The sequence below is a fragment of the Mycobacterium shunyiense genome (assembly GCF_058270035.1).
In genome coordinates this window covers 522,152-545,443 of record NZ_JBZDPT010000031.1, presented here as the reverse complement: position 1 = coordinate 545,443, position 23,292 = coordinate 522,152, and the positions used below count along the sequence as shown (strand labels likewise).

Genomic DNA, 23,292 nt, shown 5'->3' with positions numbered 1-23,292 from the left:
ACCCCATGGCAGCTACTATCGCTTGGGTGTCGGACGGCGAACAGGCCAAACCACGACGGCGCCGCAGCCGGCGTCGTGGCCGTCGTCGTGCACAAAGGGCTGCGGGGCCACCGGCCGGTGATCAGGGCAACGATGCCGAACGCCACACCGACGGCCCCGGCGAAGCTCCCGTCAGTACCGCAAATTCCGCCCCGACCCCGCGCGACCAGTCCAAGCAACGTAAGTCGCGTCCTCGGCGACCGCCGGAACGTCTGCGCACCGTTCACGAGACCTCGGCAGGCGGCCTGGTCATCGACGGAATCGACGGACCCAAGGACACCCAGGTGGCGGCGTTGATCGGCCGGGTCGACCGGCGTGGCCGGATGCTGTGGTCCCTGCCCAAGGGGCACATCGAACTCGGTGAGACGGCCGAACAGACCGCGATCCGCGAGGTTGCCGAAGAGACCGGTATCCGTGGCGACGTGCTGGCCGCGCTCGGCAGCATCGACTACTGGTTCGTCACCGAGGGCCGCCGGGTGCACAAGACCGTGCACCACTACCTCCTGCGCTTCCAGGGCGGCGAACTGTCCGACGACGACGTCGAGGTGACCGAGGTCGCCTGGGTCCCGCTGCGGGATCTCGCGTCCCGGCTGGCCTATGCCGACGAGCGCAAGCTCGCCGAGGTGGCCGGAGAGCTGATCGACAAGCTGCACACCGACGGGCCGGAGGCCTTGCCGCCACTGCCTCGCAGCGCGCCCCGGCGGCGTCCCCAGACCCATTCGCACGCCCGCACCCACCGCCGCGACGACTCTGCCCAACCCCAGCCCCGCCGGCGCACGAACGGATGCGGACAGGGGCCGTGACCGCCGGCCCGGCGGTGCGCCGAGGGTTCTCCCTCCTGGCGCACACAGTGGTGCTTGTGGCGGTGGTGTTGTTGTTCTCGGTGTGGTCCACCGCCGCGCTGCCGGTGCTTCTGCCGCGCGCGAGCGCCAGTGAACCGGGAGCGATGCCGTTCCTCCAGATCCGCATCGACCGCGTCACCCCCAACGTCGTCACCACCACGAGTGAATCGGTGCTCACAGTGACCGGGGCCGTGCTCAACGTCGGCGACCGGCCGGTGCGTGACGTGGACATCCGGATGGAGCACGCGCGCGCGGTGACCTCATCGAGCCAGCTGCGCACCGACCTCACCGGAGATGTCGACCGGTTCGAGCCGGTAGCCGACTTCGTCACCGTGGCACCCGAGATGGATCGTGGCCAGTCGGTGGGCTTCACGCTGTCCTATCCGCTGCGCTCCGAAGGCCCCGGGTCACTGCACATCAGCGAGCCCGGCGTCTATCCCGTGCTGATCAACGTCAACGGGACACCGGATTACGGTGCGCCGGCCAAACTCGACGACGCCCGCTTCCTCCTCCCGGTCCTCGGAGTGCCGCCCGACCAGGCCGCCGACAATGCTCCCGAATCGATGTCGGCCGCCGACACCCTCAGCTCGGTGGTACCGCCGGACACCTCCCACCCGGTGCGGATGACCATGCTCTGGCCGCTGGCCGACCGACCACGACTGGCCCCCGGCGCCCCCGGGGGCACCACACCGGTGCGGTTGGTCGACGACAGCCTCGCCGCGTCCCTGGCCCCAGGCGGGCGGCTCGACACCCTGCTGTCGGCAGCCGACTTCGCCACCGGGCCGACCGTCGACTCCGGTGGCCAGCTGCGCGCCACCTTGTGCCTTGCCGTCGACCCGGATCTGCTCGTCACGGTCAACGCGATGACCGGCGGCTACGTCGTCAACGACGGTCCCGACGCCGGGGCAGCCACCCCGACGCGACCCGGCACTGGCCAGGAAGCCGCCGTCAACTGGCTGAACCGGTTGCGCGGCCTGGCCGGGCGGCTCTGCGTGGCACCGACCAACTACGCACAGGCCGACCTGACCGCACTGCAACGGGTCGGCGATCCGGGGTTGAGCGCGATCGCGACCAACGGCGCCGGCGACATCGTCGATCAGATCCTCGGTGTCACCTCGATCCGGGGTGCCAGCATCCTGGGTGACGGTCCGCTCACCCGCCCCGCGCTTCACCTGCTGGCAGCCCAGGGCCAGACGGTCGCCATCTCGGCCACCCAGATCGCCGCCCAGGATTCGGCCACCGGCGCCCCCGAGACCGCCGATGTGACCCCGCTGCGGTACGGGCCCGAGGTCGTCGCGGCCGGATTCGATCCCGCGGTCGGTGCCGCCCTGGCCGGTGCGGGCACCGATCCGGTGGCGCCGTCATACCTGGATCCGTCGCTGGAGATCCCGGTTCGGCATGACTCGCAGACGGCCCGGCGCCAGGATGCGCTGGGGGCGCTGCTGTGGCGGGGCCTCACCCCCACCGAGGAGCCCCGCACCCAGATCCTGATGCCGCCGCTCGTGTGGTCGCTCGACGCCGACGATGCGCAGGCCATCCTGACCTCGGTGGCCACCACGATCCACGCCGGGCTGGCCGTGCCGCGCCCGCTGCCCATGGTGATCGCCGAGGGCAACGCGGCGCCGCCCGAACCCGTGCAACCCCCGCCGCCGGATTCCCTGGGCAACCCGCGCAGCGCCATCGACGAGAACATCAGCAGCGGCATCGCGGCGGCGGTCAGCCGGCTGTGGGGACTGACCGCGGCGCTGACCACCGATGAACGCACCGGACTGACCGGCATGCAGTACACCGCGCCGCTGCGCGAGGACATGCTGCGGGCACTGAGCCAGTCCGTGCCGCCGGAGGCCCGAGAGGGGCTGGCCGTGCAGCGGTTGCAGACCGTCGGCCGCAGTGTGAACGACATGTTCGGCGCGGTCACGATCGTCAACCCCGGCGGGGCCTACACACTGGCCACCGAGCGCAGTCCGCTGCCCCTGGCCCTGCGCAACGACCTGCCGGTTCCGGTCAGGGTCCGGCTACACGTCGACGCACCACCCGGGATGACCGTCACCGACATGGGCGAGATCGAGCTGCCACCCGGCTATCTGCCGCTGCGGGTACCGATCGAGGTGCACTTCACCCAGCGGGTGGCGGTCGACGTCAGCCTGCAGACCACCGACGGACTGACACTCGGTGAGCCCGTCCGGTTGTCGGTGCACTCCAACGCCTACGGCAAGGTGCTGTTCTTCATCACCCTGTCGGCCGGGGCCGTGCTGGTGGCGCTCGCCGGGCGCCGGTTGTGGCACCGCTTCCGCGGCCAGCCCGACCGTGCCGATCTCATCCCACCGGGCGAGCACCCCGACCCGCTCGACGTCGCGATGGCGTTCAACAACGACGCCGACTCTGACAACACTCACGAGGCGCCCGCCGCCCCGCCGTCCCCGCCGGCGACGGCGACCAGCCCGGACCGACCCTGATGACCTCGCCCGACCCACCACCGGCCCGCCCACCGGGCCCGCCGAGGATTCCGCACGCCACCGGCCCGATCCGTCCTGCCGGGCGGGCCGAACTGTCCGACGCCGCCGTTGTCTCGCGCTCGTGGGGCATGGCCTTCGCGACGCTGATCTCACGCATCACCGGGTTCTTCCGGTTCGTGCTCCTCATGGCGATGCTCGGCGGAGCATTGACCAGCTCGTTCTCCGTGGCCAACCAGCTGCCCAACATGGTGGCCGCACTGGTGCTGGAGGCCACCTTCACGGCGATCTTCGTTCCGGTCCTGGCCCGCGCCGAACGCGACGACGCCGACGGCGGCACCGCGTTCGTGCGGCGGCTGGTGACCCTCGCCACGACACTGCTGCTGGTCACCACAGTGCTCTCGGTGCTGTGTGCGCCACTGCTGGTGCGACTGATGCTGGGCAGTGATCCGAAGGTCAACAATCCGCTGACCACCGCGTTCGCCTACCTGTTGCTGCCACAGGTGCTGTTCTACGGCCTGTCGTCTGTCTTCATGGCAATCCTCAACACCCGCAACGTCTTCGGTCCGCCTGCCTGGGCCCCCGTCGTCAACAACGTGGTGGCGATCGTGACGCTGGGCGTGTTCGTCCTGGTGCCCGGCGAGTTCTCGATCGATCCGCCCCACATGGGCACGGCCAAGCTGCTGGTCCTCGGGATCGGCACCACCCTGGGCGTGGTCGCGCAGGCTGCCGTGCTGCTCGTGGCGATCCGCGCCGAGCGGATCAGCCTGCGGCCACTGTGGGGCATCGACGACCGGCTCAAGAAGTTCGGGACCATGGCCGCCGCCATGGTGCTCTACGTACTGATCAGCCAGATCGGCCTGATCGTCGGCAATCAGATCGCCAGCGGGGCCGCCGACACCGGGCCCGCGATCTACAACTACACCTGGCTGGTGTTGATGCTGCCGTTCGGGATGATCGGCGTCACGGTGCTCACCGTGGTGATGCCGCGCCTGAGCCGCAACGCGGCCGCCGACAACATTCCGGCCGTGCTCGACGACTACTCCCTGGCCACCCGGCTCACCATGGTGACGCTCATCCCGGTGGTGGCGATGATGACCGTCGGCGGGCCCGCCATCGGCAGCGCACTGTTCGCCTACGGCAACTTCAGCGCCTCAGACGCCGGTTACCTCGGCATGGCGATCACCCTGTCGGCCTTCACGCTCATCCCCTATGCGCTGGTACTGCTGCAGCTGCGGGTGTTCTACGCACGGGAGAAGCCCTGGACCCCGATCGCCATCATCGTCGTGATCACCGCCGTGAAGATCATCGGCTCGATCATCGCCCCGCACCTGACCGACGACCCCAACATGGTGGCCGGCTACCTCGGACTGGCCAACGGGTTGGGGTTCGTCGCCGGAGCCGTCATGGGCTACGTGCTCCTGAAGTCCAACCTGCGTCCGCGCGGCGGCCGGTTACTGCGCGACAGCGTGATCCGCACCATCCTGGTCACCATCGCGGCGTCGTTGGTGGCCAGCCTGGTGGCCCACGCCGCCGACCGGCTGCTCGGCCTGGACTCACTGACCGAGCACGCGGGCGCCGCGGGTTCGCTGCTGCGGCTGCTCGCCCTCGGCGTGATCATGGTCCCGATCATCGCCGGGGTGATGATCGCCGCCCGGGTTCCGGAGGCGCAGTCGGCCCTGGCAATGGTCCGCCGCCGGCTCGGGCGGGGGCGTCCCGCCCCGGCGCCGGGGGCCGGACAGGTAGCCATGCAAACAATTGCGCCGCCCGTCGGACCTCAACCTGCAGCGCCCGTCACGTACCCTGATCAGAGGAATTCTTCTCCCACTGGGTGGCCGTCAAGCCCGGCAGCCGCCGGAGGCGGGACTCCGGCACACGTTGCCGGAGCGGGGATGTGGAAAGGATCACCGGTGACCGACGAATCTGCGGACGACGCGGCACTGGACGCCACCTCGAGTTCCGGGATGACAACGGATACGACGAAGTTGCCGCGTCCGGCCGCCGACGAGTTCCAACCGGATGTGGCGCCCGCCGGTTCGGCAGACACCCCGTCGGAGGAGGGCACCGGATCTGGTGAACCCGCCGCGAGCCGGTCCAACGGGGCAACGCGCCCGCTCACCGACTACGGCGGTGACCCGACCCGCGAGCCGATCTCGTTCGCACCGCCGCACGATGCCGCGCTGGAATCGGCGGACGACGACGTGCACCTCATCCCCGGGGCCACCATCGCCGACGGCCGCTACCGGCTTCTGGTGTTCCACGGTGGTCCGCCGCACCTGCAGTTCTGGCAGGCCCTCGACACCGCACTCGATCGTCAGGTGGCGCTGACCTTCGTCGACCCTGATGCCACCATGCCCGACGCCCAGGTGCAGGAGATCCTCTCGCGCACCCTCAAACTCAGCCGCCTCGACGTTCCCGGTATCGCCCGGGTGCTCGACGTCGCACACAGCGGGTCGGGCGGCCTGATCGTCTCGGAGTGGATTCGCGGCGGCTCACTGGCCGAGGTCGCCGACACCTCGCCCTCCCCGATCGGCGGGGCCCGCGCCATCCAGTCGCTCGCCGCTGCCGCCGAGGCGGCCCACCGCGCCGGAGTGGCACTGTCGATCGACCACCCCAGCCGGGTGCGGGTGAGCATCGAAGGCGATGTGGCACTTGCCTTTCCGGCCACGATGCCCGACGCCACACCGGACGACGACATCCGCGGCATCGGCGCGGCCCTGTACGCGCTGCTGGTCAACCGTTGGCCGCTGCCGGAATCCGGATCACGAAGCGGGCTGGAGCCCGCCGCCCTTGATCCGGCCGGGCAGCCGGTCGAACCGCGCGCCGTCGACCGCGACATCCCGTTCCAGATCTCGGCTGCGGCCGCCCGTGCCGTCCAACCCGGCGGCGGAATTCGAAGCGCTCCAACCCTTTTGAACCTGCTGCAACAGGCCACCGCCATCGCCGATCGCACCGAACTGATGGCGGGTTCGGTCGAGGAGACGCCGGCCCCGGCAGCTCCCGTCCGCGCACACGAAACCCCGGAGGAACACGAAGCCGCCGAGGCCCGGCGCCGCAAGGGCGTCATCATCGGGGTGAGCGTGGGCGCGGCCATCATCCTGGTGGCACTGCTGGTGCTCGCGTCCGTCCTCAACAGCATCTTCGGCGACGTGGGGGGCGGCCTCAACCGGGACGAGCTCGGCCTGAACGCGCCGTCGGAGAACAGCGAGCAGACCCAGGACAATTCGTCGGCCGCCACCGGTAGCACGGTGAAACCCGTTCGGGCAACTGTGTTCTCACCCGAAGGCGAAGCCGACTCACCGGCTACCGCCGGGCAGGCCATCGACGGCAACACCAGCACGGCATGGTCCACCGACACGTATTCGGATCCGGCCCCGTTCCCCGGGTTCAAGAACGGCGTCGGCCTGATGCTGCAACTGCCGCAGCCCACCACGATCGGCGCCGTCACCCTGAACGTGACCAGCACCGGTACCTCGGTGCAGATCCGCGCGGCCCAGTCGGCCACCCCGTCATCCCTGTCGGACACCACCGAACTGACACCGACAACCCCGCTGAAGCCCGGCTCCAACACCATCTCGGTGAACAAGGCACAGTCCACCTCGTACGTGCTGGTGTGGATCTCGACGCTGGGCACCGTGGACGGCAAGAGCCGCACCGACATCTCCGAGATCACCCTCAAAGCGGCCTCCTGAGACGTCATCCCCAGGCCCGATGGCTTCTTGACCTGGCGTAACACCGTCCCGGGCAAACAAGTGTCCGGGCGGCTGCCGGACAGCGTTTAAGTTCAGCGTGTGGGAAGGTTCGGGGGGACCGGGAAGCCGGCGACGACGCAGCTGCGGAAGCATGGCACCGCCACGCGTACCGATGCCGAACTGCTGGCCGCCCACGTCGCCGGGGACCGCTACGCATTCGAGGAACTCGTTCACCGGCACCACGGTCAGCTGCGCCGGTTGGCGTTCCTGACCAGCCATCACCACGACGACGCCGACGACGCCGTGCAGGATGCGTTGTTGTCGGCCCATCGCACGGCCGCGTCGTTCCGCCACGATTCGGCAGTCAGCAGCTGGCTGTACCGGATCGTGGTGAATGCCTGCCTTGACCGGGTCCGCCGGTCACGCCACCAGCCCACCTCGTCCGAACACGAGCTGGACCACCTCCTCCATCTGCGGGACCCCGCCGGCGACCCAGCGCCCCGGGTCGCCACCGCGATCGTGGTGGAGCGGGCACTCATGCAGCTGCCGCTCGAGCAGCGCGCCGCCGTGGTGGCCGTCGACATGCAGGGCTATTCGGTGGCCGAGACGGCCCTGCTCCTCGGGGTCGCAGAGGGCACCGTGAAGAGCCGGTGCTCGCGCGCCAGGCACAAGCTCGCAGGCCTGCTCCAGTACTTTGAAGGCGATGAACGGCAGCACACCCCCAGTGCCGTCGGACGGCCCGATTCCTGCTGAGTTGCTCGCCGATCTGCAGGCCGGGCTGCTCGACGACGACACGGCCGCGCAGCTTCGCCGACGGGTACGCACCGACCCGATCGCCGGACCGGATGCCAGGAACACCCTGGCGGCCCTCGATCGGGTGCGTCGCGATCTGGCCCAGCTCGGCCAGGACCCCTCCACCGCTCCCCCGGTGCCTGACGAGGTGAGTGTCCGGCTGTCCGAAGTACTGCGGGCCGAGCCTGCCCCGCCGGCGCCGCCCGGACGACGCTGGAAGTCGATCGCCGCCGTCACCGGGGCGTGCGCGGCCGTGGCGGCCGCAGTGGTGGGCGCGCTGGTGCTGGTACGCCCGGCGGGCCAGGCCCCTTCGACACTGACCAGCTTCGGCCGGATCACCGTCTCACCGCCGCGCAGCGCGATCGGTCTGTCCGAAACCCAGATCCAGGGGCTGCTGTCGGTCCCGCCCGACCTGGGACCGCTGAGCGACCCACAACGCCGCAATGCGTGCCTGTCCGCGCTGGGCTACCCCGCCGGTGTCCAGGTTCTCGGCGCTCGCCCGATGGACGTGGCCGGTCGCCACGGAGTGCTGGTGTTGATGTCGCCGACCGACCCGGACTCCATCGTCGGGGTCGTGGTCCCCGCGGACTGCGACGCCACTCATGCCGGATCGCTGGCAGACACCGTGGTCAAACACCCGGTGAAACGTCCGTAGTGTGTCCTGCGAGCCAGGTGGGAACACATCCGGCCTAGGCTGACGTTGCAACCCGTGCCGAGTACGGCAGAAAGGCCTACATGTCCTCCTCAGCGACGGTCCACGACGTCATCATCATCGGTTCCGGCCCCGCCGGATATACCGCAGCCATCTACGCTGCCCGCGCCCAGCTCAAGCCGCTGGTGTTCGAGGGAACGCAGTTCGGCGGCGCGCTGATGACCACCACCGAGGTGGAGAACTACCCCGGGTTCCGTGAGGGCATCACCGGCCCTGAGCTGATGGACGAGATGCGTGAGCAGGCCCTGCGCTTCGGCGCGGATCTCCGCATGGAGGACGTCGACGTCGTCGACCTCACCGGCCCCGTGAAGTCCGTCACCGTCGGCGACGAGACCCACCAGGCGCGATCGGTGATCCTGGCAATGGGCGCCGCGGCCCGCCACCTCGGCGTACCCGGTGAGGAAGCCCTGACCGGCATGGGTGTGAGCACCTGCGCCACCTGTGACGGCTTCTTCTTCCGCGACGAGGACATCATCGTGGTCGGTGGCGGCGATTCGGCGATGGAGGAGGCGACGTTCCTCACCCGCTTCGCGCGTTCGGTGACCCTGATCCACCGCCGCGACGAATTCCGCGCTTCCAGAATCATGCTGGAACGCGCCCGGGCCAACGAGAAGATCACCTTCCTGACCAACACCGAGATCACCCAGATCGAGGGCGATCCGAAGGTCACCGGCGTGCGCCTGCGCGACACCGTCACCGGCGAGGAGTCCAAGCTCCAGGTCACCGGCGTGTTCGTGGCGATCGGCCACGACCCGCGCTCGGAACTCGTGCGCGGCCAGATCGATCTCGACGACGAGGGCTACGTGAAGGTCGTCGGCCGCACCACCGCGACCACGCTCGACGGGGTGTTCGCCGCAGGCGATCTCGTCGACCACACCTACCGCCAGGCCATCACCGCCGCGGGCAGCGGCTGTTCGGCTGCCATCGACACCGAGCGCTGGCTCGCCGACAACGACTGACCCCCAATAGATTTCGACCCGACAGGAGAGCTCCATGAGTGCGGACAGCGCAACAGTAACGGTCACCGACGATTCGTTCTCCAACGACGTCTTGACCAGCAGCACACCGGTACTGGTTGATTTCTGGGCCACCTGGTGCGGGCCGTGCAAGATGGTCGCCCCGGTGCTCGAGGAGATCGCGAGCGAGAAGGCCGGCGAGTTGCGGGTCGCCAAGATCGACGTGGACGCCAACCCGGCCACCGCGCGTGACTTCCAGGTGGTGTCCATCCCGACGCTGATCCTGTTCAAGGACGGCGCACCGGTGAAGCGCATCGTCGGCGCCAAGGGCAAGGCCGCGCTGCTGCGCGAACTTGCCGACGCACTCTGAGTTCACACACACCCCACACACCCCGGATACGCCTGGCGTTTTCCGGATTGTGGCCGAAATCTGAGACAATGCTGGCTAGCTAGCCTGGCAGATCGCCGGAAACCAGCATGGAGGGGCCGAATGTCGAGTCTGCGTCGCGGTGACCGTGGCGGAGCAGTCACCGAGATCCGGGCAGCCTTGGCCGCGTTAGGTCTGATCGACAACCCTGACGCCGACCTGAGCACCGGCAGACATGTTGCGCTCGACGCATTCGATGACGAGCTCGACAGCGCCGTCCGGGCATTTCAGCAGCACCGAGGCCTGTTGGTGGACGGCATCGTCGGAGAAGCCACCTATCGAGCCCTGCGTGAGGCCTCCTACCGGCTCGGAGCCCGCACCCTGACTCACCAGTTCGGTGCGCCCATGTACGGCGACGACGTGGCCACCCTGCAGGCTCGCCTCCAGGACCTCGGCTTCTATACCGGCATGGTCGACGGGCATTTCGGCCTACAGACCCACAACGCGTTGTCGTCGTACCAGCGTGAGTACGGGCTGTACCCCGACGGTATCTGTGGCCCGGAAACGTTGCGCTCGTTGTATTTCCTGGGCTCGCGGGTGACCGGTGGGTCTCCGCACGCGATCCGGGAAGAAGAGCTGGTACGACGCTCGGGTCCGCAGCTCTCGGGTAAGCACGTCATCATCGACCCGGGCCGCGGCGGATCCGATCACGGGATGATCATGAACGGGCCCGACGGCCCGATCAGCGAAGCAGACATCCTGTGGGACTTGGCAAGTCGGCTCGAAGGCCGGATGACGGCGATCGGCATGGAGACGTTCATCTCCCGCCCGGCCAACCGCAGCCCGCTGGATTCCGAACGTGCCGCCACCGCCAACCGTGTCGGTGCGGATCTGATGATCAGCCTGCGCTGTGAGAGTCAGCGCTCCCCCTCCGCAAACGGCGTGGCCTCGTTCCACTTCGGGAATTCCCATGGGTCGGTGTCGACCATCGGCCGTAACCTCGCCGACTTCATTCAGCGGGAGGTGGTGGCCCGCACCGGATTACGTGACTGCCGGTCGCACGGCCGCACCTGGGATCTGCTGCGCCTGACCCGGATGCCCACCGTCGAGGTGGACATCGGCTACATCACCAATCCCCATGATCGCGGTCTGCTGCTGTCCACCCAGACCCGTGATGCGATTGCCGAAGGCATCCTGGCGGCGGTCAAGCGGCTGTATCTGCTGGGCAAGAACGACCGTCCGACAGGGACATTCACCTTCGCCGAGTTGTTGGCGCATGAGCTTTCGGTGGAGCAGGCGAGCCGCGGCGCGTGAGCGCCAATCCAGCAGGAGCGCGTGAGCGCCACTTCAGCTGGAGCGCGTGAGCGCCAATCCAGCAGGAGCGCGTGAGCGCCAACTCAACCTGAGCGTGTAGCGCCATCCGGTCGAGCGCGTGAGCGCCGACTCAGCCCCGCAACTGCCCACCCGGCCATGCGATGGTCGTTTCGTCATGTGACACCACATATCTGGTGAATCGGCGTGGTCAGATCGGCCGCCCGATTTTAGGAAGACCGGCAGTCGACGACGAGTGCGCCGCGGGCGGCACCCAGCCCGGTGTTGCCCGGCGGAATCACTGTCGCCTACGAGCTGGATACGCTTCGGCATCCGCCGGCGGGTCCGCACCTCTCGACGTCAGGGCCACGGCGTGCTTACCTGACGAGATGGCCCGGCATTACCGTTACACCGACAGCCGTGAAGTTGCCGTCCACCCCCTCGTGGTCTGGGAAGTGCTTACAGATCACGACCGGATGTCCGAGTGGATGCCTACGCGCAAGGTCGTCCTGGAGACGGCCGGCAGTCCTGATCGAGACGGGGTAGGTGCCATCCGTGCGATTCATTCGTTCGGAACGGTTATCCGCGAACGGATTACGACGTTCGACGCGCCGACAACCCTGCGATATGAACTGCTCTCCGGGCTGCCGTTCCGTGATTACACCGGCCAGATCACCGTCGAGCCCCGTGCCGGTGGAAGCCGGATCTCAACGGAGATCAGCTTCTCCACCGCTATTCCTGGCAGCCAGCTCCTCGTCGCAATCGCGATCCGGGTTGCCAGCGCTCGAGCTGCCCGCGCCGCCGACCGACGAGCTTCCTGAGGCCGCGGGCACAGTCTCGGTTGGCGGTCTACGTCAGACTTTCCTGTCGTGTCGGACAACACTTTTCGCCCCGATGCCGGCCCCGGACATCCCGGCACCGATCGGCAGCTCGATCCGCGCGTTCTCCAAGAGGCGCTCGAGGGCGGCTTCCACTTCGGCCTTCCAGCCGAGGCCTTTGTCGAGTTCCAGACGCAGTCGCGGGAAGTACGGGTGTGGCGCGACAACGGTGAAACCGACGTCTTCGAGGAAATCGGATGTCAGCATGCAGTCTTCGACCGAACAGTCCCCCAGCACCGCCACTACCGGAGACAGCTCATCGGGAAGCTTGCCGCCGTCGGCCAATTCGCTCACGGCCGAGGTGTAACCGAATGCTTCCAGAGCCCGAACGCCGCGTCGCACCAAATCATTGACCACGGCGGCCAGCAGACTCTGCGACAACAGCCCGCGGTCTTCGGCACATTCAACACCGATCGCCGTCAACAAGATCGCGTCCGGGCTGACGGGAGCGGTCGGGAAAAGCCGGGCCCGCGGCACGGCGCCGGGGGGTGCATAGAACGCGAAGCCCAGACACGGATCGTCCACGACAGCCGGAGCCGTCCAGTCCTCACCCTCCGGCCCCACGAGGCCTGCTGCGTCGGCGGGTACCACCAAGTCGAACGCGGTAGCGGAGTCGGCATCTGACCCTGTATCTGGATCCTGGTCGGGTGCGTCCGCGCGAGCCGTCACGGCCAGTTGGCCGCATGATCCCCACTCGAGCATGACCATCGAAAGCCACGCTTCTTTTTCGAATTCGGGATCGGTCAGGTGGTCGTCACCGATGGTGGAGGGATCAACTTCCCAGAACACACAGCGCCGCGCATGCTTGGGCAGCTGCTCGAAGCCCTCGAGCCGAAGCGGCGTTATTCGTGCTGTCACTGAGGTCCCTGGCTTTCACACTGTGTGCGTGGCTGCCCCTCAAGGATAGGAGAGTCCGCCGGAGTCGGACCACTGCGCCCTGAAAATGTCATCCAGTTCCGCCTCCGAGGTGAAATGCTATGCGGCACAGAAGCTTTGCGCTATGTGGCGCTCGCGACTGCGGACTCTGATCACTGATGTGTCACAGTGACGGAACAACCTGGTGTCGTTGGTCGTGGGTTCTCAGTGGTCTTCGGCGCTCATAATTTCGACAATGCGCTGGAGATCATCCACCGATCCGAACTCGACCACAATCTTGCCTTTTCGTTTGCCAAGGCTCACGGTGACCCGGGTATCGAACGCTGAAGAGAGCCGCTCAGCAACGTCCTGCAAGCCCGGCATCTGGATCGGCTTACGCCGCGGCGCCGGTGGCGTGGTGTTGCCGTCGCGGTTGGCCAGCGTCACGGCCTCCTCGGTGGCACGCACCGACATGCCCTCGGCAATGATGCGGGCGGCCAACTCTTCCTGCTTCTCCGCTCCCCCTTCCAGGGCGAGCAGCGCACGTGCGTGCCCCGCGGACAGCACACCGGCCGCGACGCGGCGCTGCACGGCGATCGGCAGGCGCAACAGACGGATCATGTTGGAGATCAGTGGCCGTGAGCGACCGATCCGCGCGGCGAGTTCATCATGGGTGACTCCGAATTCGTCGAGCAGCTGTTGGTAGGCGGCGGCCTCTTCCAACGGGTTGAGCTGAACCCGGTGGATGTTCTCCAGCAGCGCGTCACGCAGCATGCTGTCGTCACCGGTCTCACGGACGATCGCCGGAATGGCTTCCAGGCCGGCTTGCTGGGCGGCCCGCCAGCGCCGCTCCCCCATCACCAACTGATAGCGGGATTCGCCGTTCTCTTCGACCGCGCGGACGACGATCGGCTGCATCAATCCGAACTCGCGGATGGAGTGCACCAGCTCGCTCAGCGCCTCCTCGTCGAACACCTGGCGGGGCTGCCGCGGATTCGGCTGGATCAGGCTGGGATCGATCTCCCGATAGGTGGCGCCCACGTCGCCGGCAAGGACCGGGTCGGCCCCATCGGGCGCGGAGGACGTCGGGGGCGCCGTCCCCGCGTCGCTCGGGCCGGCCGACGGCCCGAGCAGAACGTCGGCTGCAGTTGCGCCGATCTTGGGGCTCAGGACATCGGTACCGTCCTCAGCGGGACCGGTCGGAATGAGGGCTGCCAGTCCCCTGCCCAAGCCACTCCGCTTCCGTGCCGGCTGATTCATGGTCGTCTCCTGCTCATCGTGCCGTCCGCTGTCTGTCTACTGGCTGTTGGTCACTGGCGTGGTGCCGGCGCCTACTAGGCGCGGGGCGGGGCTCCGCGCTCTGCGATCTCGCGGCTCGCGTCGAGGTAGCTCAACGCACCACGAGAACCCGGATCGTAATCGAGAATCGTCATCCCGTAGCCCGGAGCCTCCGACACCTTCACACTGCGCGGGATGACCGTACGCAACACCTTGTCGCCGAAGTGCTCCCGCACATCCTCGGCCACCTGATCTGCCAGCTTGGTCCGCCCGTCGTACATCGTCAGTATCACGGTGGACACCGACAGCTCGGGGTTGAGATGCGCCTTCACCATCTCGATGTTGCGTAGCAGCTGCCCCACCCCTTCCAGCGCGTAGTACTCGCACTGGATCGGGATGAGCACCTCGGGAGCCGCCACCAACGCGTTGATGGTCAGCAGTCCGAGGGACGGTGGGCAGTCGATGAACACGTAGTCGAAGTTGTGGTTGGCCAGAGCGGCGAGCGCTGACCGCAACCGCCCCTCGCGAGCCACCATGCTGACCAACTCGATCTCCGCGCCGGCCAGATCAATCGTCGCGGGAATGCAGAACAACCGGTCGCTGTGCGGGCTCTGCTGCAGGGCCTCCTCCACCGGAATGTCTCCGATGAGGACCTCATAGGACGACGGGGTCCCCGGTCGGTGTTCGATGCCCAGCGCGGTGCTGGCGTTGCCCTGGGGGTCGAGGTCGATCACCAACGTGCGCAACCCCTGCAGTGCGAGCGCGGCCGCGACGTTCACCGCCGTCGTCGTCTTGCCGACGCCGCCCTTCTGATTCGCGATCGTGAACACGCGCTGGCGCGACGGCCGGGGAAGCTGTCCGTGCGAGGTGTGGAGCACGCGGGTCGCCTGCTCCGCCTCCGCCGCTATCGGGGTGTCCATGCTGGCGTCCGTGGACCACGCAGCGCCACCACCGTTCTTCCATGTTTCACGTGAAACTGTTTCACGTGAAACGGCGGGCGTAGCACCCGCGCCAGCGGTTGCCGGCCGATCAGAACCCATCCTCATCTCCTGCCCGATCTCCCCCGCGACCCGGAGGCTCTGCCCGTTGACCGGGTGCCCGGTCTCACCGCCACGCGTCGCACGGCGACGACGGTTACGGGCGGGTTCAAATAGTTCACGCCACATTTCACCACCCTGGCATCGACTGCACCCAGGGAAGCCATCCCACGCCGGTGCTCTTCGATCTCAGCCTCGGCGCGCTCACCTTTGAGGGCGAGCATCCTTCCGTCGACGCGAAGGAGCGGCATGCTCCACCGCGTCAACTTGTCCAGTGAGGCGACCGCACGGGAAGTCACCACATCCAACTCGCCCACCGATTTACGAACGTCTGAGTCTTCGGCCCGACCACGGACCACCGCGATGTCGAGCCCCAATTCGTCGACCGTCTCACGGAGGAACTCGCTGCGGCGCAGCAGCGGCTCGATCAACGTGACATGAACGTCGGGGCGCGCCAGGGCCAACGGGATACCCGGGAGGCCGGCGCCGCTGCCGATGTCGGCGACGCGCTCATCGGGAGCCAGAAGCTCTCCGAGAGCCGAGCTGTTGAGAATGTGTCGATCCCAGAGCCGGTCCACTTCTCGCGGACCGATCAGACCCCACTCGACACCGGCACCGGCAAGAATCGCCGCGTACCGTTCGGCGGTCTCCAGACGCTCTCCGAAGACCTCCGCCGCGGCGTCCGGTGCCGCGGGGACCGGTCCATGTTTCACGTGAAACATCCTCCGCACTCCCTACGGCACCGTCGCCGCAAAACGAACTACACCCTTGTAACTAGAACTCAGCCAAGCAGAACGACGACGCGTCGCGACGGCTCCACGCCCTCGCTCTCGCTGCGGACACCATCGACCGCGGCTACAGCGTCGTGCACGATCTTGCGCTCGAACGGCGTCATGGGAGCCAGCTCCTCACGCTCACCCGACTCCAGCACCCGTCGGGCCACCTTGTCGCCCAGCGCCGCCAGCTCGTCGCGGCGACGGCGGCGCCACCGCGCGATGTCCAGCATCAGCCGGCTGCGCTCGCCAGTCTTCTGGTGCACGGCCAGTCGGGTCAGCTCCTGGAGAGCGTCGAGCACCTCGCCCTTGCGCCCGACCAGCTTGCTCAGATCGCCCCCGCCGTCGATGCTCACCACCGCACGATCGCCTTCGACATCGAGATCGATATCGCCGTCGAAGTCCAGCAGGTCGAGCAGCTCCTCGAGGTAGTCGCCGGCGATCTCGCCTTCCGCGACCAATCGCTCCTCTAGGTCGTCCTCGCTCTTGGGCGCCGACTGGGTGTCCTCCTCCAGCTCCGCGCCGGGCTCGGTCGTCTGTGCGTCCGTCATATCCGTCTTCTCCCTACTTGTAGCCAGCGTGAGAACTGGTCACCGTTTCCGCTTCTTGGGGCGTGCACCGGGCTTGGGCGTGCGGTTCACGCTCGGGGCTGCCGATTCACCTGCCGCGTCCTTCTGGTCTTTCGTCTGCGCCGCATCCGACTCAGGTTCAGCGTCTTCCGTAGCGGCCGCCGCACTCGCGGCTTCGGCCTTACGGGCACGATTCGGTTTCGCTCCGGGCGCCGGTGCGTTGGCCGAACGTCGTTCGATCGCCTCGGCCTTCTTGGCCTCTTCTTCCTTCTCGATCATCCCGAACACGTAGTGCTGCTGACCGTAGGTCCAGATGTTGTTGGACAGCCAGTAGATGATCACCGCCAGGGGCAGGAACGGCCCACCGACGACCACGCCGAGCGGGAACACGTAGAGCGCCAGCTTGTTCATCATCGCGGTCTGCGGGTTGGCGGCGGCCTCCACACTCTGGCGGGCGACCGAGGCGCGGCTGTTGAAGTGCGTGGCGATACCGGCCAGGATCATGATCGGAACGCCGACCAGGACCACGGACAACCGGTTGAATTCGGTGAACGCCTCGAGGCCGTGCTGCTGAACCATCGTCGCGCCCAGCGGTGCACCGAACAGGTTCGCGTCGAGGAAGTGACTCACGTCGGTCGCGCTGAACACATAGTTCGCGAGGCTGCGGTTCTCCTCCACCGACAACCCCAGCCGGCCGATGCCGGTCTGGGTCCGGTTGAACGACATCAACACGTGGTACAGACCGAGGAACACCGGCACCTGCGCCAGCATCGGCAGGCAGCCGAGGATCGGGTTGAAGCCGTGCTCGCGCTGCAGCTTCTGCATCTCCAGCGCCATCCGCTGGCGGTCCTTGCCGTACTTCTTCTGCAGCGCCTTGATCTGTGGCTGCAACTCCTGCATCTGCCGCGTGGTGCGGATCTGCTTGACGAAGGGCTTGTAGAGGATCGCGCGCAGGGTGAAGACCAGGAACATCACCGACAGCGCCCAGGCGAAGAAGTTCTCGGGGCCGAGCAGGAAGGCGAATGCCTTGTACCAAACCCACATGATCGCCGACACCGGGTAATAGATGATGTCCAGGCTGAACCAATTAAACACGCGACTTGCTCTCCCCTCGCTTCGCTGGGGTATCCCAGACAAGGTTTTCGGCGGCGGCGATCTCGCCAGAAACGGTCTCATCAGAACTGACGGACTCGTGATCGTGTGGGCACCGGTCCGGGATGGGATCCCATCCCCCCGCGTGCCATGGTCCGCATTTCAGCAGTCGGATCAACGTCAGCCACGCACCGCGGAACAAGCCGTATTCGGTGAGGGCGTCGACCGCGTATTGACTACAGGTCGGCATGAATCGGCACGACGGCAGTCGAAGCGGAGAGATGGTGTGGCGGTAGAGCTGAATCAGGAAGATCGCACCGCGGGCTGCACCGGCACCCGCCCTGCGGATCATGGTGACGTCCTGCGCCGTGCCTCCAGGCGCTCGAGAGCGCGCTGCAACTGTTGCTCCAACCGCGGCGACGGCGCTTCACTGCTGCCGGCGCGAGCTCGGATCACCACGAGGTCCGTGGCATCCAGTTTCGGTATGACGGTACGGGCGGCATGACGCAGCCGCCGGGATACCCGATGACGCTCCACGGCATTCCCGACGGCTTTGGACACGATCAGACCGACCCGCGGGCCGGTTGCGTCCGTTCCCTCGTGGAGTGCGTGCACGACAACATCAGGTTGCACTGCACGCACGCCACGACTGACGGTGGCACTGAACTCCGCGGACCGCCTCATCCGGTATCGAGCCGGAAGCACCGCGCTAGATCCTGCCTGAGAGCCGCAGTATCACGCAGTGAGTGCGCGACGGCCCTTGCCACGACGGTTGGCGACGATGGCGCGGCCGGCGCGCGTCCGCATCCGCAGCCGGAACCCATGCACGCGCGCACGGCGGCGGTTGTTGGGCTGGTAGGTCCGCTTGCCCTTGGCCACGGCAATCTCTCCTTGTTCCGTTTGGCACCCGCATCCACCGACACCGAAGTGCCGCCGAAAACAGTTGCCGTTGCAAGCTCTGTTTAAGCTCGTCCGTCGTGCTTTACTAACCGGCGCGTTCTCCGGAAACCTCCCGGGCGCAGCCGTATCGCCACGTGCGGGCGACTGCTCGAGGGTACTGATGAGATTTCCCTCGGTCAAACCTGCGCCGACCCGCCTACATGGTGCGTATCGGATGTTGCAGAACTGTTGGCACATCGAGAGAAAACTGTTAGCTTCTGGCAATGCCGTTCCGAGCCTGGATCGGCCCCGGAAAATGAAACGAGAGCTCGCGGCGCGGCACACCCTCGCAGCATGCGACGTATCCGGCTACGACGCTCTCACAACAGACAACAGAGCGACGACGACTGTCCTTTCTCCACAAGCTGTGGATAAATATGTGGACAGTTCGTCATCGTTCTTTTTGGTCGTCACCGGGTCGACCTCGATGCACCTCTAAGGGGGAACAGTCGTTGCCAGCTGACCCCGATCCACCGTTCGTCGCAGTCTGGAACAGCGTCGTCGCCGAACTCAACGGCGACCGGGACGCAAACTCCGATCCAGCTCTCCTCCCGCTGACTCCTCAGCAAAGAGCATGGCTCAAGCTGGTGAAACCCCTCGTCATCGCCGAGGGGTTTGCTCTGCTGTCGGTTCCCACACCATTCGTCCAGAACGAGATCGAACGGCACCTCCGCGAACCGATCATCAACGCGCTCAGCCGCAAGCTGGGTCAGCGGGTCGAGCTGGGCGTGCGCATCGCCACTCCGCCGGAGGAATCCGAGGACTCCCCCAACGCGTCGGATTCCGGGTCCACCACCGACGACCGGGACGACACGGCCGCTTCTGCCTCGCCCGCCGACGTCGACGAGATCGACGACGACCGCGCCGCCAAGGTCAGTGCCGAGGAAAGTTGGCCGGGCTACTTCAGCAGCCCGCAGCGCGACTCCACCATCAGCGACGACAACGCGGTCAATCTGAACCGGCGCTATACCTTCGACACCTTCGTCATCGGTGCGTCCAACCGCTTCGCCCACGCCGCGACCCTGGCGATCGCCGAGGCGCCGGCGCGGGCCTATAACCCGTTGTTCATCTGGGGTGAATCCGGTCTGGGCAAGACCCATCTGCTGCACGCCGCGGGGAACTATGCGCAACGTCTCTTCCCGGGCATGCGCGTGAAGTACGTCTCCACGGAGGAATTCACGAACGACTTCATCAACTCACTGCGTGACGACCGCAAGGCCTCGTTCAAGCGCAGTTACCGCGACATCGACATCCTGCTCGTCGACGACATCCAGTTCATCGAGGGCAAGGAAGGTATCCAGGAAGAGTTCTTCCATACCTTCAACACCCTGCACAACGCCAACAAGCAGATCGTGATCTCGTCGGACCGGCCGCCCAAGCAGCTCGCCACCCTCGAGGATCGGCTGCGGACCCGTTTCGAGTGGGGCCTCATCACCGATGTGCAGCCGCCCGAGCTGGAGACGCGCATCGCGATCCTGCGTAAAAAGGCGCAGATGGATCGCCTGGACGTGCCCGACGACGTGCTCGAGCTCATCGCCAGCAGCATCGAGCGCAACATTCGCGAACTCGAGGGTGCGTTGATCCGGGTGACGGCCTTCGCCTCGCTCAACAAGACCCGGATCGACAAGGCGCTGGCCGAAGTCGTGTTGCGGGATCTGATCGCCGACGCCACCACCATGCAGATCAGTACCGCAGCGATCATGGCGGCCACCGCCGAGTACTTCGAGACCACGGTCGAGGAGCTGCGTGGGCCCGGCAAGACCCGGGCACTGGCGCAGTCCCGTCAGATCGCCATGTATCTGTGCCGTGAGCTCACCGATCTGTCCCTGCCGAAGATCGGCCAGGCGTTCGGGCGTGACCACACCACTGTCATGTATGCGGAGAAGAAAATCCGCGGCGAGATGGCTGAGCGACGTGAGGTTTTCGACCACGTCAAGGAACTCACCACCCGCATTCGTCAGCGCGCCAAGCGCTGAAACCTCTCCCGCCACCCCCTCGAGATGACCTCCGAGGGGGTTTAGTGCTGCCATGGCGGGGTATCCGGCGTCTCACATCGTGGTCACCGTGGGCCCGTCCGGCGAAAAATCTTGTAACAACTTTCGCCCCGCGAGGCATCACATGTCACAGCTGACCGCTGTGGATACGGCTGTGGACAACCTGCGGGCAAACCACGGGATGAATGACAAAATCATCCACACGATGTCATTTGTCCACACTCGGCGGCCGGTCCGTCCACCGGTCTCCACAGCCGACTCACATTCCGACACACCTGGAGTACTGGGCAAACACCCGTTCATCCCCAGTTTTCACAGTCCCTAATACTGTTACTCAAATATCTTCTAAGAGTTCTTTCTAGAAGAAGGGGCTTGGGGACACCGGACGAAACCTCGGCTCTGCCCTGGCTCGAGAAGCACATGCAAGCCCCCATGTCACCCCGGTGGATTAGCTTTCAAGTTGATGCGGAAAGCTCTACGGTGGTTCAACGACAGCGGTTCCAGCTTTGTCATTCAGCGCGATGCTGCGTGGCGGTGTTCTGGGAAGACGCTGGTAGAGCTCGTTATGGGGATCATCGAAGGGGCGCATAGCACGTGGCGACGACGACGGCTGGGCTGACCGACTTGAAGTTCCGCGTGGTGCGTGAGGACTTCGCGGACGCGGTGGCCTGGGTGGCCCGCAATCTGCCGACCCGGCCCACCATCCCGGTTCTGGCCGGGGTCCTGCTGACCGGCACGGATGACGGTCTGACCATCTCCGGCTTCGACTACGAAGTTTCCGCCGAGGTGCGTGTCAGTGCCGAAATCGCGTCTCCTGGAAGCGTTTTGGTATCCGGACGGTTGCTGTCGGACATCACCAAGGCATTGCCGGCCAAGCCGGTGGAGCTCAGCGTCGAGGGCACCCGGGTGGCACTGACCTGTGGCAGCGCCCGGTTCTCGCTGCCGACCCTGGCAGTCGAGGATTACCCCGCGCTGCCGACGCTGCCCGACGAGACGGGTGTGGTGTCGTCCGACCTGTTCGCCGAGGCCATCGGTCAGGTCGCCGTCGCCGCCGGCCGTGACGACACTTTGCCGATGCTGACCGGTATCCGCGTCGAGATCTCCGGTGAATCAGTGGTTTTGGCTGCTACCGACCGCTTCCGGCTGGCCGTGCGTGAGCTGACCTGGGAAACCAGTGCCACCGACGTGGAGGCCGCGGTCCTGGTACCGGCGAAGACTCTGGCCGAGGCGGCCAAGGCCGGCACCGACGGCAACCAGGTGCATCTGTCGCTGGGTTCCGGCGAATCGGTCGGCAAGGACGGCCTGCTCGGTATCCGCAGTAACGGCAAGCGCAGCACCACCCGGCTGCTGGACGCGGAGTTCCCGAAGTTCCGTCAGCTGCTGCCGAACGAGCACACCGCAGTGGCGACCATCGGCGTGGCCGAGCTCACCGAGGCCATCAAGCGCGTGGCACTCGTGGCCGACCGGGGAGCCCAGATCCGCATGGAGTTCGGCGATGACGTCCTGCGGCTCTCGGCCGGCGCAGACGATGTGGGTCGCGCCGAGGAAGACCTGCCGGTCGAGTTCGCCGGCGACCCGCTGACCATCGCGTTCAACCCGACCTACCTGACCGACGGGTTGAGCTCGCTGCACTCGGACCGGGTGACGTTCGGATTCACCACGCCGAGTCGTCCTGCCGTGTTGCGGCCCACGAGCGAGGATGGTGGTACCGGCGGTGGTTCGGGACCGTTCCCGGCCGCCAAGACCGATTACGTCTATCTGTTGATGCCGGTTCGCCTTCCTGGCTGACCGGCGCGGTCGAGAAAGGGCGCACATGCAACTGGGGTTGGTCGGCCTGGGCAAGATGGGCTTCAACATGCGCGAGCGCCTGCGCACCGGTGGCCACGAGGTGGTCGGCTACGACCCACGTCCTGAAGTCAGCGACGTGGCGAGCCTGGCCGATCTGGCCGGCGCGCTCGAGGCGCCGCGGGTGGTCTGGGTGATGGTCCCGTCCGGCACGGTGACGCACCAGACTATTGTCGCGCTGGCCGATGTGCTGGGTGCAGGCGACCTTGTGATCGACGGCGGAAACTCTCGGTACACCGAGGACGGACCGCACGCAAAGTTGTTGGGCGACAAGGGAATCAACTTCATCGACGCCGGCGTATCGGGCGGTGTCTGGGGTCTGAAGGAAGGGTACGGGCTGATGGTCGGCGGCAGTGACGCCGACGTGGCTCGAGCCATGCCGATCTTCGACACGCTGCGTCCGCCGGGTGATGTGGCCGACGGCTTCGTGCACGCCGGTCCCGTGGGCGCCGGTCATTACGCCAAGATGGTGCACAACGGCATCGAATACGGCCTGATGCACGCCTACGCCGAGGGTTACGAGCTGCTGTCGGCCGAAGACCTGATCACCGATCCCCAGGCAGTGATCCAGGCCTGGACGAATGGCACGGTGGTGCGGTCGTGGCTGCAGCAGCTGCTGGCGAAAGCGCTCAAGGAAGACCCCGGATTCGCGGCGATCAGCGGATACACCGAGGATTCCGGGGAAGGTCGCTGGACCGTGGAAGAGGCCATCAGCCATCGGGTTCCGATGCCGGTCATCGCCGCATCATTGTTCGCCCGGTTCGCCTCGAGGCAAGAGGATTCCCCCACCATGAAGGCAGTGTCGGCGCTGCGCAACCAGTTCGGTGGCCATGCTGTGCACCGGATCAGTGAGTCCGGTTAGGCGATT

At 66.7% G+C, this 23,292-nt stretch carries 21 protein-coding genes; 12 read left to right on the top strand and 9 right to left on the bottom strand.

Features of this window, described 5'->3' with window-relative positions; all coding sequences use genetic code 11:
- Positions 1-26 precede the first annotated feature (26 nt).
- The 9 genes from AC4ELS_RS19735 to AC4ELS_RS19695 all read left to right on the top strand — a co-directional run bounded on the left by AC4ELS_RS19735 (position 27) and on the right by AC4ELS_RS19695 (position 11,985).
- Positions 27-842 carry an NUDIX hydrolase gene (locus AC4ELS_RS19735; protein ID WP_448444477.1) on the top strand — a complete coding sequence of 272 codons (816 nt, stop codon included), beginning with the start codon at positions 27-29 and terminating at the stop codon, positions 840-842.
- The gene (locus AC4ELS_RS19730) at positions 839-3,337 is read left to right on the top strand and encodes a DUF6049 family protein (protein WP_448444475.1); all 2,499 of its coding nucleotides are present in this window, start codon (positions 839-841) and stop codon (positions 3,335-3,337) included. The genes AC4ELS_RS19735 and AC4ELS_RS19730 overlap by 4 nt, the downstream gene beginning before the upstream one ends.
- The gene (gene murJ / locus AC4ELS_RS19725) at positions 3,337-7,026 is read left to right on the top strand and encodes a murein biosynthesis integral membrane protein MurJ (RefSeq protein ID WP_448444473.1); all 3,690 of its coding nucleotides are present in this window, start codon (positions 3,337-3,339) and stop codon (positions 7,024-7,026) included. The genes AC4ELS_RS19730 and murJ overlap by 1 nt, the downstream gene beginning before the upstream one ends.
- Positions 7,027-7,125: 99 nt before the next feature.
- Positions 7,126-7,779 carry an RNA polymerase sigma factor SigM gene (gene sigM / locus AC4ELS_RS19720; RefSeq protein WP_448444471.1) on the top strand — a complete coding sequence of 218 codons (654 nt, stop codon included), beginning with the start codon at positions 7,126-7,128 and terminating at the stop codon, positions 7,777-7,779.
- The gene (locus AC4ELS_RS19715) at positions 7,730-8,473 is read left to right on the top strand and encodes an RsmA family anti-sigma factor (RefSeq protein ID WP_448444469.1); all 744 of its coding nucleotides are present in this window, start codon (positions 7,730-7,732) and stop codon (positions 8,471-8,473) included. Before sigM ends, AC4ELS_RS19715 begins: the two co-directional genes overlap by 50 nt.
- Positions 8,474-8,553: 80 nt before the next feature.
- Complete coding sequence (trxB, locus tag AC4ELS_RS19710) at positions 8,554-9,489, top strand: thioredoxin-disulfide reductase (protein ID WP_448444467.1); 936 nt, start codon at positions 8,554-8,556, stop codon at positions 9,487-9,489.
- Positions 9,490-9,523: 34 nt separating this feature from the next.
- Positions 9,524-9,856 (top strand): thioredoxin, encoded by a 333-nt coding sequence (trxA, locus tag AC4ELS_RS19705; RefSeq protein ID WP_055119196.1) that lies wholly within the window; start codon positions 9,524-9,526, stop codon positions 9,854-9,856.
- A gap of 120 nt (positions 9,857-9,976) precedes the next feature.
- On the top strand, positions 9,977-11,167 hold the full coding sequence (locus tag AC4ELS_RS19700; RefSeq protein WP_003883338.1) for an N-acetylmuramoyl-L-alanine amidase: 1,191 nt from the start codon (positions 9,977-9,979) through the stop codon (positions 11,165-11,167).
- A 386-nt stretch (positions 11,168-11,553) separates the two neighbouring features.
- Positions 11,554-11,985 carry an SRPBCC family protein gene (locus AC4ELS_RS19695; RefSeq protein ID WP_448444465.1) on the top strand — a complete coding sequence of 144 codons (432 nt, stop codon included), beginning with the start codon at positions 11,554-11,556 and terminating at the stop codon, positions 11,983-11,985.
- Positions 11,986-12,018: 33 nt separating this feature from the next.
- Here AC4ELS_RS19695 and AC4ELS_RS19690 read toward each other — a convergent pair whose 3' ends face one another.
- The 9 genes from AC4ELS_RS19690 to rpmH all read right to left on the bottom strand — a co-directional run bounded on the left by AC4ELS_RS19690 (position 12,019) and on the right by rpmH (position 18,525).
- Complete coding sequence (locus tag AC4ELS_RS19690) at positions 12,019-12,900, bottom strand: acetyltransferase (protein ID WP_448444463.1); 882 nt, start codon at positions 12,898-12,900, stop codon at positions 12,019-12,021.
- 222 nt (positions 12,901-13,122) lie between these two features.
- Positions 13,123-14,157 carry a ParB/RepB/Spo0J family partition protein gene (locus AC4ELS_RS19685; RefSeq protein WP_448444461.1) on the bottom strand — a complete coding sequence of 345 codons (1,035 nt, stop codon included), beginning with the start codon at positions 14,155-14,157 and terminating at the stop codon, positions 13,123-13,125.
- Between the two features lie 74 nt (positions 14,158-14,231).
- Complete coding sequence (locus AC4ELS_RS19680) at positions 14,232-15,095, bottom strand: ParA family protein (RefSeq protein ID WP_236734751.1); 864 nt, start codon at positions 15,093-15,095, stop codon at positions 14,232-14,234.
- Positions 15,096-15,217: 122 nt separating this feature from the next.
- Positions 15,218-15,934, bottom strand: a complete 717-nt coding sequence (rsmG, locus tag AC4ELS_RS19675) for a 16S rRNA (guanine(527)-N(7))-methyltransferase RsmG (protein WP_064932196.1) — start codon at positions 15,932-15,934, stop codon at positions 15,218-15,220.
- Positions 15,935-15,993: 59 nt separating this feature from the next.
- Entirely contained in the window at positions 15,994-16,536 is a 543-nt protein-coding gene (locus tag AC4ELS_RS19670; RefSeq protein ID WP_055119208.1) for a Jag family protein, read from the bottom strand.
- 39 nt (positions 16,537-16,575) lie between these two features.
- Positions 16,576-17,598, bottom strand: coding sequence for a membrane protein insertase YidC (gene yidC, locus AC4ELS_RS19665; RefSeq protein ID WP_498885035.1), 1,023 nt, complete (start codon positions 17,596-17,598; stop codon positions 16,576-16,578).
- Positions 17,599-17,641: 43 nt separating this feature from the next.
- Positions 17,642-17,998: a membrane protein insertion efficiency factor YidD gene (yidD, locus tag AC4ELS_RS19660; RefSeq protein WP_448444456.1), complete on the bottom strand. Its 357-nt coding sequence runs from the start codon at positions 17,996-17,998 to the stop codon at positions 17,642-17,644.
- Positions 17,995-18,351 (bottom strand): ribonuclease P protein component, encoded by a 357-nt coding sequence (rnpA, locus tag AC4ELS_RS19655; RefSeq protein WP_064882403.1) that lies wholly within the window; start codon positions 18,349-18,351, stop codon positions 17,995-17,997. The genes yidD and rnpA overlap by 4 nt, the downstream gene beginning before the upstream one ends.
- A 30-nt stretch (positions 18,352-18,381) precedes the next feature.
- Positions 18,382-18,525 carry a 50S ribosomal protein L34 gene (rpmH, locus tag AC4ELS_RS19650; protein WP_055119217.1) on the bottom strand — a complete coding sequence of 48 codons (144 nt, stop codon included), beginning with the start codon at positions 18,523-18,525 and terminating at the stop codon, positions 18,382-18,384.
- A 512-nt stretch (positions 18,526-19,037) separates the two neighbouring features.
- Between rpmH and dnaA the strand changes: the two genes are divergently transcribed.
- The 3 genes from dnaA to gnd all read left to right on the top strand — a co-directional run bounded on the left by dnaA (position 19,038) and on the right by gnd (position 23,286).
- The gene (gene dnaA / locus AC4ELS_RS19645; RefSeq protein WP_448444453.1) at positions 19,038-20,561 is read left to right on the top strand and encodes a chromosomal replication initiator protein DnaA; all 1,524 of its coding nucleotides are present in this window, start codon (positions 19,038-19,040) and stop codon (positions 20,559-20,561) included.
- Positions 20,562-21,173: 612 nt separating this feature from the next.
- Positions 21,174-22,367, top strand: a complete 1,194-nt coding sequence (gene dnaN, locus AC4ELS_RS19640) for a DNA polymerase III subunit beta (protein WP_064957515.1) — start codon at positions 21,174-21,176, stop codon at positions 22,365-22,367.
- The gene (gene gnd, locus AC4ELS_RS19635; protein ID WP_448444777.1) at positions 22,360-23,286 is read left to right on the top strand and encodes a phosphogluconate dehydrogenase (NAD(+)-dependent, decarboxylating); all 927 of its coding nucleotides are present in this window, start codon (positions 22,360-22,362) and stop codon (positions 23,284-23,286) included. The genes dnaN and gnd overlap by 8 nt, the downstream gene beginning before the upstream one ends.
- Positions 23,287-23,292: the final 6 nt, after the last annotated feature.